We start from the raw sequence: 16170 nt of genomic DNA, 5'->3' as shown, positions 1-16170 counted from the left end.
CGTCGTAAAATTTCCATTGAAAGAGAACGTATATTCGGTTAATATTATGGGTATAAATAAACGGAACATAAGTTCTTATTTTATAGTGGGAAGAGGCAATCTAATGGTTGATTATAGTGTAATGCCAAAACAACAAATTTTATGTATAGATATGAAGAGCTTCTATGCCAGTTGTTCAGCTGTTATACGGGGATTAGATCCAATGGAATGCTATCTTGTAGTGGCGGGAAATCATGATCGTAAAGGCAGTGTCATTCTTGCTGCTTCACCGAGAATGAAGAAAGAATTTGGCATAAAAACAGGATCGAGGCTATTTGAAGTACCCAATGATCCCCGCATTATTATTGAAGAGCCAAAGATGGCTACGTATTTACGTGTCTCTATGGAAATTACACGTGTATTTCATCGCTATGTACCAAAAGAGGCTGTGCACACTTATAGTGTCGATGAAAGTTTTATTCGTATTGACGGAACAGAACATATATGGGGTGACGCCTATACGATTGCCCAAAAGATAAAAGATGATATCGAAAGGGAATTTCAACTACCTTCATCTGTTGGGATTGGTCCTAATATGTTAATGGCAAAGCTTTGTCTTGATTTAGAAGCAAAGAAGGCTGGTATTGCTGAGTGGACTTATGAACAAATAGAAGAAAAGCTTTGGCCGATTTCTCCATTAAGTCAAATGTGGGGTATAGGCAGTAGAATGGAGAAAAACTTGAACAGTATGGGCATTTTCACGGTTGGTCAGCTTGCCCATTTTAATCTAACTACACTAGAAAAAAAGTTTGGTATTATGGGCAATCAGCTTTATTATCACGCATGGGGAATAGATTTGTCAGAAATCGGTGCTCCGATTTTACAAGGTCAAATTAGCTTTGGGAAAAGTCAAATCTTGCTTCGAGATTATACTGATAAAGAAGAAATCAAGCATGTTGTTTTAGAAATGTGTGAGGAGGTTGCAAGAAGGGCGCGCACACATCGTAAGGCTGGAAGAACCGTTCATTTTGGGCTTGGATATAGCAAGGATGAGTTTGGTGGTGGATTTTATCGTTCTCGGACAATGGAGGAGCCGACAAATGTAACAATGACCATTTATCATGTTTGTTTAGCTTTATTAGATGAACATTATAACGGCAAAACGGTTCGGAAGATTACTATTTCTCTTGGACAAATAACCGATGATCACGAGTATCAGCTTAGTTTATTTGATCAAAACGGCTTTAACAAGCGCAAGCTCGGCTATACCGTCGATCGCATTCGTGCCCGCTTCGGATCTGCTTCCTTATTGCGAGCGGTTTCTTATACCGATGCAGGTACAGCGAGACATAGAGCAACACTTGTCGGTGGTCATAAAAAATAGTAAGGAGAAAGAAGGAATAAGTGATGCTTCGTGATCGTGGGAATAAGAAATGGGTTTCAATGATGCTACCGGAACATGTCAAGCTTTTAAGAGAGTATGATGAAAGTCACCATAAACAAACTAAACCTCAGTTAGATGAACAACAATATGAACAGTTCGATGAGGTGATTAGCGAGGCCATGGCGTTTCATACTTTGTTAACATTTACCTTGTTCCGTCGAGGAGAACAAGTGACTATTTCCGGTCGCATTCATTATGTAGATACATTCAAACAATCGCTTCGAGTCGTAAAGGAGGATGACCGTATTGATATCATTTTCCTACCAGAAATCATTCATATAGAAGAAAGTTAAGTTAACTATACCCCGTATCAATCGCCAACACTCTGATCGTCAAAATAAGTAAGAGCGATGTGTTTAAAAAAACGCACCGTAAATTGATGGAGATCAGTCGCAGCCTGAGAGAAATAACGTCCTTTATGCCAGGCGAGTCCAATATTACGTCGACAACGAGGAGCAGTGATTGGGATTTGCACTGTTTTCGGTAAATTCTCTTGTAATAATGATAACTGTGGTGTAAAAGAAATCCCTAAACCGAGCTCAATCAATCGTAAAATAGCTCCTGCTTCTTCAAGTTCAATCGGAGTATGGGGAGTGAAGCCTGCTTCAGAGCAAAACTGATCCGTTAAATCTCTAAAATCATAGCCCATCGGACGATTAATAAATACCTCGTTACATACTTCATTTAAATGAACCGAAGATCGGTGGGCAAGGGGGTGATCAGGTGGGACAGATAAAAAGATTTCCTCATCAAGGAGGGTCACCCACTCAATTTCTGTCCCTTCGATAGGCCTCATAGAAATACAAAAATCAATATCTCCATCCTCTAATTGCTTTTTCATCGCTGCTGCTGTGCCAGTGTATTGTTTAATATGAACATTAGGATGCTCCTTCATGAATTCTCCAATAAAGAAGGGTAAGATATGTGGCAGGGCAATGGAAACCGAAGTGATACGATGTTGTGTCGTTACCATTTCTTCTATTTCACGCTCGCCTTCCTCCAATTCAAAAAACACACGATTGATTCTATTTAAATAAGAGCGACCAAAATCATTTAAGCGAATGGTTCGTCCTTGACGATCGAAAAGAGATGCCCCCAAATCATGTTCAAGCCTTGCAATCATTTTACTCAATGCTGGTTGAGATACATGTAATTCATTCGCTGCTTTCGTGATGCTTTCTAAATGAGCTACTTTTTGAAAATAGCGTAACTGTAAAAGCTCCAAAACTATCCACCTCTTTCATAACTTCAAAGTTATAAATTATAGATAAAGATGTATTATACGTTATTAAAAGACTATTTTACAATAGTAAACGTAGGACAAAGGAATAGGCAATCACTTATCCTAATTTAATTTACGTTCAAAGGGGAGACAGTTATGAGATTACAAAATAAAGTAGCTATTATTACAGGGGCAGCATCTGGTATGGGCAAGGCTGAAGCCCTTCGTTTTGCTAGTGAAGGGGCGAAAGTAATTGTTGCTGACTTAAATATGGAAGGTGCTGAAGCAGTAGTAGCAGAAATAAAGGAAAACAACGGGGAAGCTTTAGCGGTAAAAGTCAATGTAACAGAACAAGCTGATTTAGAAAATATGGTAAAAGCAGCTATGGATCACTATGGTCAGATTGATGTTGTCATCAATAATGCTGGAATTTTTGATAAATACACGAACAGTTTAGAAACAACAGAGCAACAATGGGATTTAATCTTTGATATTAACGTGAAAGCCATTTATAAAATTACAAACCTTGTATTACCAAATATGATCAAGCGCGGTGAAGGAACAATCGTCAATATTGCTTCCATTGCAGGTCTTGTTGCACAAATGGGTGGAGCCGCTTACACGGCATCCAAACATGCGGTAGTTGGTTATACGAAGCATATTGCTGCGGTCTATGGTTCTAAAGGTATCAAAATGAATGCGATTGCACCAGGAACAATCCGTACGCCATTAACAGCAGATATGTTAAAAACACGTCCAACCAATAAAATACCGTTAGACCGTTTTGGCAATGACTATGAAGTGGCTGATCTAGCCGTATTTTTAGCATCAGATGAATCGAAATTTATGAACGGTGCAGTCGTACCGATTGATGGCGGCTACACAATCGTATAATTACTTTTTTGAAGATAGTCATTAAGCAGTAAAGGCTTAATGGCTATCTTTCTTTAAAGGTAAAAAGTGAAGCGATTGTTCGAAAAAGGGGGATAAACATGTCAACATCAAAGAAAGTACCAAATCGCTGGTTTATTTTCACTAGTGCCTGGATCATTATTTTTCTCGTCGCCTCTATTGCGATTTTTAGTGTTTTTTCGGAACCGATGACAAAATTACATGGATGGTCAAGTGCGGACTATAACTTAGCTTACTCATTGTACACTTTAATTTTTGCTATTGTTGCCATATTTGCCGGCATGATTACTGACCGCTATGGAGTCAAGTGGCTAATGTATATTGGTGGATTACTCTTTGGGTTAGGTTGGTTTTTAACCGCTTCAGTGACAACCATTCCTATGCTTTATGTAACCTTCAGCCTAATCGCTGGTAGTGGAGCGGGGATGATGTATAATTCGGCCTTAGTCACAGCTATGCGTTGGTTCCCTGATAAGGGTGGAAAAATTTCAGGGTTATTATTATCAAGTGCAGCAATTGGTCCATTTATATTGTCTCCGATTGCGGCGATGATCATTGAACGTTTCGGGGTGCTAGTATCATTCCGTATACTGGGGATCGTCTTTTTTATCGGTGTTTGGGCTGTGGGTTGGTTAATGTACACTGCACCAGCTAACTTTCGTCCCAAAGGCTGGAAATTACCATCGGAACAAGAACAAAGTCAAAAGAAAAAGGCGGCAATCATCAATCTAAATTGGAAGCAAATGCTTGCTACTCCGCTGTTTTATCTATTATTTTTAACTTTAGTGGCAGCGAGTACGGCAGGAACAATGATGGTATCTTCTGCTTCTGTAATCGCTCAAGACCAAGTTGGGTTAACAGCGACAGTTGGTGCAGTCATTGTCAGTATTAGCACATTATCGAACTTTGTTGGACGTTTAGCGTTTGGGGTTATTTATGATAAATTCGGTTCCTATATCGCTCTATTAATTAATTTAGTTATGACGATTGCTGCATTATTACTATTAACAATGGCGACATCACTTGTGTACTTCACCATTTGTATTGTTATCCTCGGTTTTGCTTTTGGTGGTTTACTTGTAGTGTTTCCGCCTTTAACTAGTCAGTCATTTGGTCCAAAGAATTTCGGTATGAACTATGCCATCGTTTTCCTTGGCTATTCTGGGGGCGCTTTTGTAGGTCCACGTATCGCTTCCTACTTTAAGGAAACGACAGGAAGCTTTACGACTGCTTATATCGCAGCAGCAATCTTAACAGCTATCGGTATTGGGCTTGTAGGTTTAGTGTTATTTTTAAATAAAAAGAAAGAAAAGAAACAGCAAGCAATCATTGTGTAAGCATAAGTGTTCCCCACCTGAGCCTTTTAAGAAAAGAAGTTCAGGTGGTTTTTTATTTTTTTTAAAACCATTGACAATTTATCTACTTAGTCATATTATGTAGTAGTACTTAGTTTTACTATATAGTTAGTGTCGTTTATGTTAAAAAACAAGTTGTTTATGCATACTACTTAGTATTACTATTTAGCAAAGAATGAAAGAGGGGTTTAGCGAGTGAAAGGGTTAACAGAATTATTGAAAGGTGTGTTAGAAGGGATTGTGCTTCAGAAAATAGGGCAGGGGGAGACCTATGGCTATGAAATCACACAGTATTTACAAAGCATAGGCTTTGAAGATATTGCAGAAGGAACTGTGTACACTGTGTTGCTTAGACTTGAAAAAAAAGAGCTGTTACATGTTGAAAAAAGAAAATCGGAGCTTGGTCCACCAAGGAAGTTTTATACGTTAAATGATTCTGGGAAGTATGAGCTCGATAAGTTTTGGGAGAAATGGTTTTTTCTCTCTAGAAAATTAAATGAAATAAAGGAGAATGATAGTAAATGAAAAACCTATTTGAAAAATTAATTGGTAGTAAAAAGCGATATAACGATTATAAAGCTGAAAAAGAGCAGTTGCCACAAAGTTACAAGGATGCCCTTCATGCGTTAGAACAGTATATGTGGAATTTCGCCAAAGGAGAAAATTTTATGGAAGTGTTAGAAAATATGCTTCAATTATTTAAAGAAAGTTCAATTGAACAACTTCCATTACAGGATATTATGGGTAATGACCCTGTTGAATTTGCAAATGCCATTATGGCGCAATACCCAGAGGAACTTTGGTTTATTAAAAGCCAAGAAAAACTCCGATTGGAAATAGAAAGATTAAATAAATAATATAACCAATTAGATAAATGGCAGTGGGATAGGTTGTCAAATGGTATCTAATGGACTGAAGCTGTTATTCAAACATTTTAGTTGTTATAATCATGGTTAACATAGAAAGAAAGGGCGGTAAAGTTGAAGATAACAATTACACCAAGAGCCATAATAAAACTCACAGAAAAATTAAAAAATAAAGAGGGTTATTTAAAATTAAAATATGATACTGAAGGGTGTGGCTGTGTTGTAAGCGGTGTAACGGCTTTGTGGCTTGTAAAAGAACTAGAGCCAGATGACAGCGAAGTCCAAACAGATTTTATGTCTATTTATATCGAGCCTTCTAAGGAAGTCTTTTTATCAGAAGAAGTAACGATTGATTATAGTGAACAGGCGAGATGCTTTCAATTAAAAAATAATTATGAATACTTGAATCCACGTATGGCTTTCATGGATTATACGAAATGAGAAAGAGAAGAAACAGAAATCTTCTCTTTTTTTGTTGACTAATTTAATAAACATATTTAAAATTTGTTTATATAAGGAGGGTAATATGGACTTTCAATCATTAACTTTCACTGAACTAAAGCAAGGATATCAATATCGATCACAAGAGGCTGTTTACGTATGTAATTATTGCCAACAGACTTTTGAAACAGGGCGGGTTTATCAATTTGCCGAAGAAATGTTTTTAGGAAAACAAGCAGTAGAGTGGCATATATCCGAAGAGCACGGAGGGAACTTTCTGCAGCTACTTTCAGACGAAAGTAAATATAATACGCTTACAGATAAACAAAAGCAGTTGTTAAGCGCCTTTCAATCGGGTAAAAAAGATGCCCAAATTGCAGAAGAGATGAATGTATCTCACTCAACGATTCGCCATCAAAAGTTTTCATTTCGTGAAAAGGCAAAGCAAGCAAAGCTATATTTAGCCATATATGAAAATGCATTTCTAGGTCATATTCAGGAAGAAATCATCCCTATTCATAACGGTGCGACGATGGTGGATGAGCGCTACTTTATGACAATAGAAGAACGAGAGCAAATCATAAAGGAAAATTTCGAGAGCCTCCATCCGCTCAAGTTAAAACGATTACCGAAAAAAGAGAAAAAGAAAATCGCGATTTTAAGTCGCATCATCAAGGAATTTGTTACTGGGCGCACATACGGAGAAGATGAAATGAAAGAAATACTAGTAGGCATATACGATGATTATGTCACTATAAGAAGGTATTTAATCGATTATGGATATATGAACAGGACGCCAGATGGCAAAGCCTATTGGGTAAATGATTAAGGAGGAATACTATTGAAACCCGATCGTAAGAAAGAATTAAAACAACAGTATAAAGAGATGAAAACCTATTATGGTGTGATTAGAATAAAAAACGAAAGCAATGGAAAAAAATTCATTGATGCTGTACCAAATGTGAAAAATCGTTGGCTTACTTCTAAAATGACCTTAAATGATGGTCGTCATATGAACAAAGAATTACAAGAAGATTGGCATAAATACGGTGAAGATGTGTTTAGTTATGAAGTACTCTGGCAGAAGGATAAAAGTGAAATCAACGATATGAAGTTCGAACTGCAAAAAAAGAGAAAAGAATGGATTCTTAAAGAAGAGGCTTATGATGACAAAGGCTATCACCATAAACCCGAGGAATAATAGGTTAGAAAAGTTATGCTAAGCAAATTTGATTTTCTATGCCTTGGTGAGGGCATCTATAAAGAGCTGTGTGCGTTAAAAAGAGAAATGAGCATCAAGTAAACAAAAGCTTCAGTCTAGTCAATCATAGAGGGTGGGAATTTGGTTGAAAATCAGCTTATAGTAGGCTATCGCTCAAATTTATGGGCAGGTGAATCTTCCACTTGAAAGGGGATTCCATTATCCGTAAAGAAAGAGTCGATGGCTGCTTCATAGGCTTCTTTATTTTCATTGTATGATTGAGCATGTGCACCATATTTAGCAATGAACAGTTTTTTTGGTCCATTTTTTTGTTCATAAAGCATTTCCGTCATAACAGGTGGGATAAATGTATCATCTTTACTATGGATAAAAAGAACAGGCTTGCTAATATAAGATACGACAGCGAGTGGTGACACGTCATGGATGGAATATTTGTCACGCAATCTAAGAAAAACGTTACTTATTGGCAAGATTACTTTAGGTGGTAATTTAAAGGTCGTACGCAAATGATGAGTAAGTTGACCAGATAAATCAGAAAAAGGGCAATCAGCAATATAAAAATCAGCATCATCAGCAAGGCTCCCAGCGTATAAGAGCATTGTCGCTGCCCCCATTGATTCACCATGAATACCTAAGAGTACATCAGGACCTTTCTGTCTTTTGAGCCAATCTACCACAGCTTTAAGATCATATTTCTCATAATAGCCATAGCTCGTTGTCTTCCCGCCAGATTCACCATGTCTTCGGTGATCATAAATAACGACATTGAAACCGCGAGATAAAAACAAGTTCATATATTTTATAGAGTTCGTTTTATTCTCTGTCACCCCATGAGAAATGATGACGTATCTATTACTAGGATAAGGTGCAGCAACGACAACTTTAAGAGAGTATCCTAATGGAGAATGGATAAAATGTTCTTCCTTTTCTAATTGATCATAGGCTGTGACATTTAATCTGCCAGCGATGCTTTCTCTTTCAACGATAACCGCGTTATCTTTTTTACGAATATACATTAATTTATTTGTGAAGTAGGTGCCAATAGAGAGAATAACAGTTAGCAGTAATAAACTATAGCGCAGGATTCTTTTCATTTTTTCCCTCCATGGTGTTTTCCTTTATTTTACCATTTGGACAAAAGAAATATCCATCTTAAAACACCGGTTCGTGTCATAAGATGGACAGATTGTTTAAGCATTTAGTTGAAAATAACTACTTTCAATTGACCTTGTCATATGTGGCTTTACGAGATGAATGGCTTCAACTAGCTTTTGCAAGTCTATATTGGTTGAGATACCCATTCTCTCTAACATATATACCACATCTTCCGTAGCAGCGTTCCCAGCTGCACCTGGAGCGAAAGGACAGCCGCCAAGTCCACCAGCAGAAGTATCAAAACGGTCGACACCAGCTTGAAGAGCAGCGAGGATGTTAGGAAGAGCTAATTTTCGTGTATCATGAAAATGAGCGGTAATGAGTGTTTCAGGAAAAGCATCTTTTAACTTTTTAAATACATCAAATGATTCATGCGGAGCTGCCATTCCGATGGTATCAGCAACACTTAACTCATCTGCTCCTGCATTGACAAAGGCCTGGCATAATTTTAATGTATCATTTACATCTACTTTTCCTTCGTACGGACAATAAAAAGCTGTGGAAATACAAGCACGTACAAAATATCCATTTCCTTTTAATTCTTTGATTATTGGCACAATTTCAGTGACACTTTCTTCGGTTGTTTTATTAATATTCTTTTTGTTGAACGTTTGACTAACACCAACAAAAGTAGCAACGGCCTGGCAATCAGTAGCATAAACACGATCAATCCCTTTTCGGTTGGGAGCAAGTACCATATCTCGCGTATGTGATGTAAGGGTATCAGCTACAATTTCAGCTGCATCACTCATTTGCGGTACCCATTTTGGCGAAACAAATGAGGTAAGTTCCATTTCTTTTACACCAGCACTTTTTAATTTTTGAATAAATTGTTTTTTGATATCTGTTGGAACGAAGTTTTTTTCATTCTGTAGTCCATCTCTCGGGCCCACTTCAATAATCGTCACTTCTTTCGGCAGTGTAAACATTATATTCCTCCTTTTATAGAAAACGTTTACTTTATTGTAGTGGTTTAATATTCAGAAATGCAAGAATTAAGTAAAGTATGGCATAATAGAGAGGTAGATTCATAACAAGGTAACCATGGAGGGGAAAAACAGTATGGAACGAGCAGAAGTCGTTATTGTAAGCGCTACAAGAACAGCGTTAGGAACATTTAATGGGAGTTTAAAAGGGGTATCCGCGATAGATTTAGGAGCAGTAGTTATTAATGAAGCATTAAAGAAAGCAGGGGTAGAAGCATCAGCAGTTGACGAAATTATTATGGGGAATGTGTTGCAAGCAGGATTAGGTCAAAACCCAGCAAGACAAGCGGCTATAAAAGCAGGTGTACCTGAAAGTGTTTCTTCAATGACTATTAATAAAGTGTGTGGCTCGGGTTTGAAAGCCGTTCATTTAGCAACGCAAGCAATTGTCGCTGGAGATGCAGACATTATTGTCGCTGGTGGCATGGAAAATATGAGCCAAGCACCTTATATTCTAAAAGGTGCACGTGATGGGTTTAAAATGGGTAATACTACTTTATATGACTCCCTTATTGATGATGGGCTAACATGTGCATTTAATCAGTATCATATGGGTGTAACTGCTGAAAACTTATGTGATAAATATGAGATTTCTAGAGCGGAACAAGATCAATTTGCGGCTGAGAGCCAAGAGAAAGCGACGCAAGCAATCGAATCTGGTCGCTTTAAAGATGAAATCGTTCCGGTAGAGATTCCGCAGCGAAAAGGAGAGCCAATCATTTTTGATCAAGATGAACATCCGAAAGCAGGTACAACGGCAGAAAAATTAGGTAAACTACGCCCAGCATTTAGAAAAGAAGGAAGTGTGACAGCAGGCAATGCATCCGGTATCAATGATGGTGCAGCAGCAGTGGTAGTAATGAGTAAACAAAAAGCGGAAGAGTTAGGAATTAAGCCACTTGTTACAATTAAAGGGAATGGGAATGCTGGTGTTGACCCAAGTATTATGGGAATTGGTCCAGTAGAAGCGGTGAAGAAAGCATTAACGAAAGCAAATACTACATTGGAAGAATTAGAGTTAATTGAAGCAAATGAAGCATTTGCGGCGCAGTCCTTAGCGGTTGATCGTGAATTGAACTTTAAGAAAGACATCTTAAATGTAAACGGTGGCGCAATTGCCCTAGGGCATCCAATTGGTGCAAGTGGCGCACGAATTTTAGTTACTCTCATCCATGAAATGCAAAAACGCCAAGCGAAGAAAGGGTTAGCAACATTGTGTATTGGTGGCGGACAAGGTGTGGCAACTGTAATAGAGCTTGCAGAATAATTTATGGTGAGAGGGTTCTATGCTATAATAACCATACATTCTATTTAAAAGAATGAGGGGGTAGGACACCAGTCATGAAGCAGAGAAAACAGCGAGCACAATCAAAGAAAATAAGTGAGGATAAGCCGCTTACTTTAGGAGATATGTTAAATCCTGAGCTTGTCAAAGGATTACAAGTGAAGAAAAATGAGCTAAAAAAAGCGGAAGAAATAAAGTTTGAGGAAGAATCACGTAGAAAAGCAGAAGAGCGTAAATTACGTGAGAAAAATAAAAGCTTTGAAGAGCTTTTAGGCGAAAGTAACTTAAATTGGAAAGAATTTAAATAATAGATTACGAGAAAAGATGACGTATCCAAAGGTACGTCATCTTTTTTTGATTTGTGTTAACGATGTGCCTCGTACTTATTCATTTTAGCTAATTGCTCCATGAAGGTTAATTCTAACTTAGATAATGGCTCTGCACGAACGGCGGCAACATTTTCTTTAACCTGCTCCATAGAAGAGGCACCGGCAATAATAGAAGTAACCCCTTTATGTGCCAAGTTATATTGTATAGCCGCTTCTTGTACATGGCGTGTTTCAGTAAACTTTGCTTTAAGCTCAGTCAGAAGAGCGCGCAATTCAGTTTCACTATAATCTAAATATCCTTGTTCCGATAGTTTATCAATCCAGTTTTCACTTAATAAACCTTTAGCGAGTGGACCTCTCGTAACGACACTAATGTTATTTTCAGCTAAAAGTGGTAAAACTTCTTCCTCTGGACGACGATCAAGTAAACTATATTGCATCATTACTGAATCAATAGAGGCATGCTTAACATATTCGCGAATCACATTAGGACGAATGGAGGAGATACCATATGCCTTAATAAAACCTTCTTGTTTAAGCTCTTCAAACGCGTCAATTGTTTCTAGTATATTATCTTCTAGCGTCCCGCCATGCAATTGATATAAGTCAATATATTCTACACTTAATCGTTTCAAGCTTTGTTTTACGGCTTCTTTTATATAAGCTTTTGACGGATCCCAGCGCCAGCCTTCTTTTCCTTCGGTCCACCGATTACCTACTTTTGTGGCAATAATAACATCCTCTCGTACGCGTTTTAACGCTTCTCCAACTAGCTGTTCATTCAAACCAAAGTCGTATAAGTCGGCTGTATCAAAATAATTAATGCCTTCTTCTAGTGCTGTTTCAATAATCGCTTGTGCCTTTCGTTTATCTGTTCCAAGTGACATACAACCAAGACCAAGTGGAGTAACCATTAATGGTGATTTACCTAACTGTACTTTTTTCATTGTGAACCTCCGCTCTTCTCTGAGTATTTTTTATCTATTTTACCGATACTGAGAGAGGTTAAACAAATCTTTTGATTCATTGCATGGAGAATTTATAAGTGACGTTTGCTATTTTTGGGCTCCTTGTAATAATCATCATTTGTTGTTCCATCTACCCATTCTCTTACATAAGTAAATGACTGCTGATAAACCTTTAGTTTTTCTTTAATTTCCCATGCCTTACCAACAAAGGTAACACCATTTTCATGTACGTATATTTTCATCAAGAGCTCTCCTAAACATAAGTATGTTAAAATGTATGAGCAGAATAATCGGATAGAACAGGAGTGACGAGAGAAAATGAGTCGCCTAGAAGAAAAAACGTTAAAAACGGAAAAAATCTTTGACGGTAGGATTATTCGACTCCAAGTAGAAGAAGTTGAACTACCGAACGGACAATTGTCGAAAAGAGAAGTAGTCAAGCACCCAGGTGCAGTGGCAATATTAGCACTAACGGATGAAGGAAAAATGGTTATGGTTGAACAATACCGTAAAGCACTTGAGAAGACGATAATTGAAATACCAGCAGGTAAATTAGAAGGAAACGAAGATCCCCTACAATGTGCAAAAAGAGAATTAGAAGAAGAAACAGGGTATGGGTGTGATGAAATAGAGTGGCTTATTTCTTTTTATACCTCTCCTGGTTTTGCTGATGAAATTGTTCATTTGTATATAGCAAAAGGTTTACATGTGATAGAAAATTCGGCCACTCTTGATGAAGATGAATTTGTTAATCTGAAAGAAGTCACTGTTCAAGAAGCTGTCCAATTAATAGGAGAGCAAAAAATCTATGATGCGAAAACCGCTTATGCAGTTCAATATATGCAACTAAAAGAAGCGTTGCTGCAAAAATGAAATCTTATTATGCAGATTTGCATATTCATATTGGGAGAACCGCTACTGGAAAGCCGGTTAAAATCACAGGTTCAAAAAACTTGACTTTTACAAACATTATTCATCATGCAAAAAATCAAAAAGGGTTAGACATCATTGGGATCATCGATTGTCATTCTCCAGAAGTGATAACTGAAATAGAGGCTTTACTTCAGGAGGGTGAGTTACAAGAGCATGAGGATGGCGGATTATTATTTGATGATATGATGATTATTCTTGGTTCAGAGCTCGAGATTTATGATCAATATTGCCATGGGCCCATCCATGTTCTGTCGTTTTTTCCGACACTTAGCCACATGAAAGATTTTTCAAACTGGTTGTCATTTCTAATGAAGAATATTCAACTGAGTTCACAGCGTGTTTATATAGAAGGGCGTGTGCTTCAACAAAAGGTAAAGGAATTAGAAGGTTTGTTTATTCCAGCCCATGTGTTTACACCTTTTAAAAGCTTATATGGAAAAGGGGTAAAGCATTCACTCGCGGAAGTATTTGACCCTCATTCGATTGATGCAATTGAATTAGGGTTAAGCGCAAATACAGAAATGGCAGACGTGATAGCGGAGTTACATGATTATCCATATATAACAAATTCTGATGCGCATTCATTAGCGAAAATTGCAAGAGAATACCAAAGAATCTCCCTCCAAGAATTAAGTTTTAAGGAGTTAACTATGGCACTGCAACAAACGGATGGAAGAGCAGTTGAAGCAAATTATGGATTAGATCCGCTTCTTGGTAAATATCATGAGACGGTCTGTGTTAAATGTGGTGAGGCCCAACCACAAGGGACAGTACAATGCAGTAACTGTTCTAGTAAGAAAATCATTAAAGGGGTAAAAAATCGTATTCAAGAGTTAGCAAACGTCACTCCAATGGCTCAAGGGAGGAAACGACCACCATATATCCATCAAATCCCTTTAGAGTTTATTCCCGGAATCGGGGTAAAGACATTAGAAAAGCTACTTCTTCATTATGGCACAGAAATGGCCATCATCCATGATGTCCCTCTTGCTTCATTGCAACAAGTCATACCTGAACAAGCAGCGCTTCTGATAGAGCAGGCGAGATCAGGGAGCTTACAATTTGACGTAGGTGGCGGAGGAAGATATGGTAGAATACGCATTGATTAAATACTAGACTTGACAGACTACCCATGTCGGGGATAAGATACAGTGGTATAAAAAATTGAATGCCAAAACCGGTACGGATTTGTGGACTTTTTAAGAGTAGACACTCTTTTTTCGCCACACATTGATGCAAGCAGCATTGATGTGTGGCTTTTTGTATTTTAAAAAAATGCTCTTATCTTTACTAAAACGATATTTGTTAACCGGTAGATTGAGGAGGAAATACGGATGAAACAATCAATGTATCCTTTAGCAGTCCTTATCGGAGGTGCTTGCTTTGGTGTATTATCAACCTTTGTCAAGCTTGCCTACGGTGAGGGATTCGAACTTGCTGAAGTTTCTGGAAGTCAATTTTTAGCTGGGACGTTACTGATTTGGCTTATATTCTTGTTTACAAAAAAACAGAAGATAAGCTTCAAGCGTTTTAGCTTTCTCGTATTATGTGGTGTGCCAACTGGTTTAACGGGAATTTTTTATTATCAATCCTTACAGTCTTTAAATGCATCGTTAGCCATCATTTTCTTATTTCAGTTTGTTTGGATTGGTACGGCTATCGAGTTTATTATTGATAGAAAAAAGCCAGGAATGAAAAAATTACGTGCGATTTTGCTATTACTTATTGGCTCTTTCTTGGCAACAGGTATTTTGTCACAAGGATTTAATGACTTTTCTCTAGTTGGTGCAGGATGGGGGATGCTTGCGGCATTATCTTTCTCCATCTTCGCCTATATTAGTAGCACGGTCGGGAAAGAAGTACCGCCGATCCAAAGAAGCGCTGTCTTTGCCATTGGTGGATTACTTATTACTTTTGTCATCTTCCCGCCAGTTTTCTTAGCTGATGCTGCAACTGTAACGGCACTTTTGCCGTACGGATTGTTTCTAGGTCTTTTTGGTGTCACTTTACCACCGTTGTTATTTGCGATCGGAATGCCTCATGTGGGTGCTGGGTTAGGTACGATATTGACATCGTCAGAATTACCAGTTGCTTTACTAATGTCTGTACTGGTTTTACAGGAAGAACTTGTCCCGCTTCAGTGGTTAGGGGTTTGTATTATCATTTTAGGGATTATTTATGGTAACGTGGCTCATAAAACAAAAAAGGACCACGACCTCATTCAGTCGTCAAAGGCGAGTTAATGAATCGGGGATAGGTTTATTTTTTTCTTGAGATGGTGGGGACTTTGTCTAAGATCTTGACAAGGCCCTCACCTTTTTTTATGAGGATATCAATTAGTCATCAACTTTTACTTTTGCATACACACATGTACTTCTCAGGGATATGTTATCTGTTGCTAAGCTATCGTTACGCAATATGCCCTCTAATGGGAAACCGAGACGTTCCGGTATTCGCCGACTATCTATATTTTTTTCATCACAGCGGATTTCAACTCTATTCGCTTTGAAATGCTCAAAACAGAAAGCTGTCAAAGCTTCTGCAGCTTCTGTTATATAGCCATTCTTTATTTGGCGGCTATCACACCAATAACCAATTTCAAATTTTTTAATATCCCAATTGATCCGGTGAAGGCCGATTGAGCCAACAAAAAGATGATTCTCCTTCAGATAGATATGTAGACGGAAATCGCTTCGGTTAATAAATTCGGCAAAAGATGCGCGTATTCCAGCTTCTACTTCTTCAACAGTCTCTTCTTTTACAGCAAAAGGCAGCCACTTTTTTAGAGAATCTCGCGACACCGCAATGGCTTCATGCACTATTTTGCCGTCACCAGGCAAACATGGTCTAAAATACAAACGTTCTGTTTCTATTTTCTCTGGAAAATCTACTAAGATGGGATTCATTCTTTATTCTCCTTTTTAATTTAATAGCGCCTATCGCCGGTCTATCAAACCCTTTTACATCAAGTAAATATAACTTTCTTAAAGTGTAAATAAATAACATCTTATTTACAACAACAATTTTAATAGATTAGTTATATTATTTCGTATCTTTCTGTCATGATCTCAGC

The 16170-nt window shown here is 37.8% G+C and carries 20 protein-coding genes; 14 read left to right on the top strand and 6 right to left on the bottom strand.

Going from position 1 to position 16170, the window contains the following annotated elements; all coding sequences use genetic code 11:
- Positions 1 to 103 precede the first annotated feature (103 nt).
- Both LG276_RS15490 and LG276_RS15485 read left to right on the top strand, forming a co-directional pair.
- Positions 104 to 1363, top strand: a complete 1260-nt coding sequence (locus LG276_RS15490) for a DNA polymerase thumb domain-containing protein (protein ID WP_095372669.1) — start codon at positions 104 to 106, stop codon at positions 1361 to 1363.
- Between the two features lie 23 nt (positions 1364 to 1386).
- Positions 1387 to 1716 carry a YolD-like family protein gene (locus tag LG276_RS15485; RefSeq protein WP_224936046.1) on the top strand — a complete coding sequence of 110 codons (330 nt, stop codon included), beginning with the start codon at positions 1387 to 1389 and terminating at the stop codon, positions 1714 to 1716.
- 17 nt (positions 1717 to 1733) lie between these two features.
- On the opposite strand, the gene LG276_RS15480 is transcribed toward LG276_RS15485, so the two are convergent.
- On the bottom strand, positions 1734 to 2648 hold the full coding sequence (locus tag LG276_RS15480) for a LysR family transcriptional regulator (protein ID WP_251161956.1): 915 nt from the start codon (positions 2646 to 2648) through the stop codon (positions 1734 to 1736).
- Between the two features lie 153 nt (positions 2649 to 2801).
- Between LG276_RS15480 and LG276_RS15475 the strand changes: the two genes are divergently transcribed.
- The 7 genes from LG276_RS15475 (at position 2802) to LG276_RS15445 (ending at position 7420) form a co-directional block, all read left to right on the top strand.
- Positions 2802 to 3539, top strand: a complete 738-nt coding sequence (locus LG276_RS15475) for an SDR family NAD(P)-dependent oxidoreductase (protein ID WP_224936048.1) — start codon at positions 2802 to 2804, stop codon at positions 3537 to 3539.
- A 98-nt stretch (positions 3540 to 3637) separates the two neighbouring features.
- Positions 3638 to 4894 (top strand): OFA family MFS transporter, encoded by a 1257-nt coding sequence (locus LG276_RS15470; protein ID WP_251161955.1) that lies wholly within the window; start codon positions 3638 to 3640, stop codon positions 4892 to 4894.
- A gap of 213 nt (positions 4895 to 5107) precedes the next feature.
- Positions 5108 to 5437 carry a PadR family transcriptional regulator gene (locus LG276_RS15465; protein WP_224936050.1) on the top strand — a complete coding sequence of 110 codons (330 nt, stop codon included), beginning with the start codon at positions 5108 to 5110 and terminating at the stop codon, positions 5435 to 5437.
- On the top strand, positions 5434 to 5769 hold the full coding sequence (locus tag LG276_RS15460; RefSeq protein ID WP_224936051.1) for a DUF1048 domain-containing protein: 336 nt from the start codon (positions 5434 to 5436) through the stop codon (positions 5767 to 5769). Before LG276_RS15465 ends, LG276_RS15460 begins: the two co-directional genes overlap by 4 nt.
- A gap of 123 nt (positions 5770 to 5892) precedes the next feature.
- On the top strand, positions 5893 to 6219 hold the full coding sequence (locus LG276_RS15455) for an iron-sulfur cluster biosynthesis family protein (protein ID WP_251161954.1): 327 nt from the start codon (positions 5893 to 5895) through the stop codon (positions 6217 to 6219).
- 85 nt (positions 6220 to 6304) lie between these two features.
- Entirely contained in the window at positions 6305 to 7048 is a 744-nt protein-coding gene (locus tag LG276_RS15450; protein ID WP_224936053.1) for a DUF2087 domain-containing protein, read from the top strand.
- A 12-nt stretch (positions 7049 to 7060) separates the two neighbouring features.
- Positions 7061 to 7420 carry a GIY-YIG nuclease family protein gene (locus LG276_RS15445; protein WP_251161953.1) on the top strand — a complete coding sequence of 120 codons (360 nt, stop codon included), beginning with the start codon at positions 7061 to 7063 and terminating at the stop codon, positions 7418 to 7420.
- Between the two features lie 167 nt (positions 7421 to 7587).
- Here the strand turns inward: LG276_RS15445 and LG276_RS15440 are convergent, their stop codons facing one another.
- Together LG276_RS15440 and LG276_RS15435 are read right to left on the bottom strand one after the other, a co-directional pair.
- Positions 7588 to 8535 (bottom strand): alpha/beta hydrolase, encoded by a 948-nt coding sequence (locus tag LG276_RS15440; RefSeq protein ID WP_251161952.1) that lies wholly within the window; start codon positions 8533 to 8535, stop codon positions 7588 to 7590.
- A 96-nt stretch (positions 8536 to 8631) separates the two neighbouring features.
- Positions 8632 to 9525 (bottom strand): hydroxymethylglutaryl-CoA lyase, encoded by an 894-nt coding sequence (locus tag LG276_RS15435; protein ID WP_263624138.1) that lies wholly within the window; start codon positions 9523 to 9525, stop codon positions 8632 to 8634.
- A gap of 133 nt (positions 9526 to 9658) precedes the next feature.
- On the opposite strand from LG276_RS15435, the gene LG276_RS15430 reads away from it, so the two are divergent.
- Positions 9659 to 10849 carry an acetyl-CoA C-acetyltransferase gene (locus LG276_RS15430; RefSeq protein ID WP_251161951.1) on the top strand — a complete coding sequence of 397 codons (1191 nt, stop codon included), beginning with the start codon at positions 9659 to 9661 and terminating at the stop codon, positions 10847 to 10849.
- 74 nt (positions 10850 to 10923) lie between these two features.
- Positions 10924 to 11175, top strand: a complete 252-nt coding sequence (locus tag LG276_RS15425; protein WP_224936056.1) for a YqkE family protein — start codon at positions 10924 to 10926, stop codon at positions 11173 to 11175.
- Positions 11176 to 11231: 56 nt separating this feature from the next.
- Here LG276_RS15425 and LG276_RS15420 read toward each other — a convergent pair whose 3' ends face one another.
- Both LG276_RS15420 and mciZ read right to left on the bottom strand, forming a co-directional pair.
- Positions 11232 to 12143: an aldo/keto reductase gene (locus LG276_RS15420; RefSeq protein ID WP_251161950.1), complete on the bottom strand. Its 912-nt coding sequence runs from the start codon at positions 12141 to 12143 to the stop codon at positions 11232 to 11234.
- 92 nt (positions 12144 to 12235) lie between these two features.
- Positions 12236 to 12406 (bottom strand): Z-ring formation inhibitor MciZ, encoded by a 171-nt coding sequence (mciZ, locus tag LG276_RS15415; RefSeq protein ID WP_224936058.1) that lies wholly within the window; start codon positions 12404 to 12406, stop codon positions 12236 to 12238.
- A 76-nt stretch (positions 12407 to 12482) separates the two neighbouring features.
- Between mciZ and LG276_RS15410 the strand changes: the two genes are divergently transcribed.
- The 3 genes from LG276_RS15410 to LG276_RS15400 all read left to right on the top strand — a co-directional run bounded on the left by LG276_RS15410 (position 12483) and on the right by LG276_RS15400 (position 15340).
- Entirely contained in the window at positions 12483 to 13037 is a 555-nt protein-coding gene (locus LG276_RS15410; RefSeq protein WP_251161949.1) for an NUDIX hydrolase, read from the top strand.
- Positions 13034 to 14206: an endonuclease Q family protein gene (locus LG276_RS15405; RefSeq protein WP_251161948.1), complete on the top strand. Its 1173-nt coding sequence runs from the start codon at positions 13034 to 13036 to the stop codon at positions 14204 to 14206. The genes LG276_RS15410 and LG276_RS15405 overlap by 4 nt, the downstream gene beginning before the upstream one ends.
- 225 nt (positions 14207 to 14431) lie before the next feature.
- Complete coding sequence (locus LG276_RS15400) at positions 14432 to 15340, top strand: DMT family transporter (protein WP_224936061.1); 909 nt, start codon at positions 14432 to 14434, stop codon at positions 15338 to 15340.
- A 93-nt stretch (positions 15341 to 15433) separates the two neighbouring features.
- Here LG276_RS15400 and LG276_RS15395 read toward each other — a convergent pair whose 3' ends face one another.
- Positions 15434 to 16003, bottom strand: a complete 570-nt coding sequence (locus tag LG276_RS15395; RefSeq protein WP_224936062.1) for a GNAT family N-acetyltransferase — start codon at positions 16001 to 16003, stop codon at positions 15434 to 15436.
- Positions 16004 to 16170 lie beyond the last annotated feature (167 nt).

It is taken from the genome of Cytobacillus kochii, assembly GCF_044790165.1.
Taxonomy (GTDB): domain Bacteria; phylum Bacillota; class Bacilli; order Bacillales; family Cytobacillaceae; genus Cytobacillus; species Cytobacillus kochii.
This window is presented reverse-complemented; position numbering and strand designations above follow the sequence as displayed.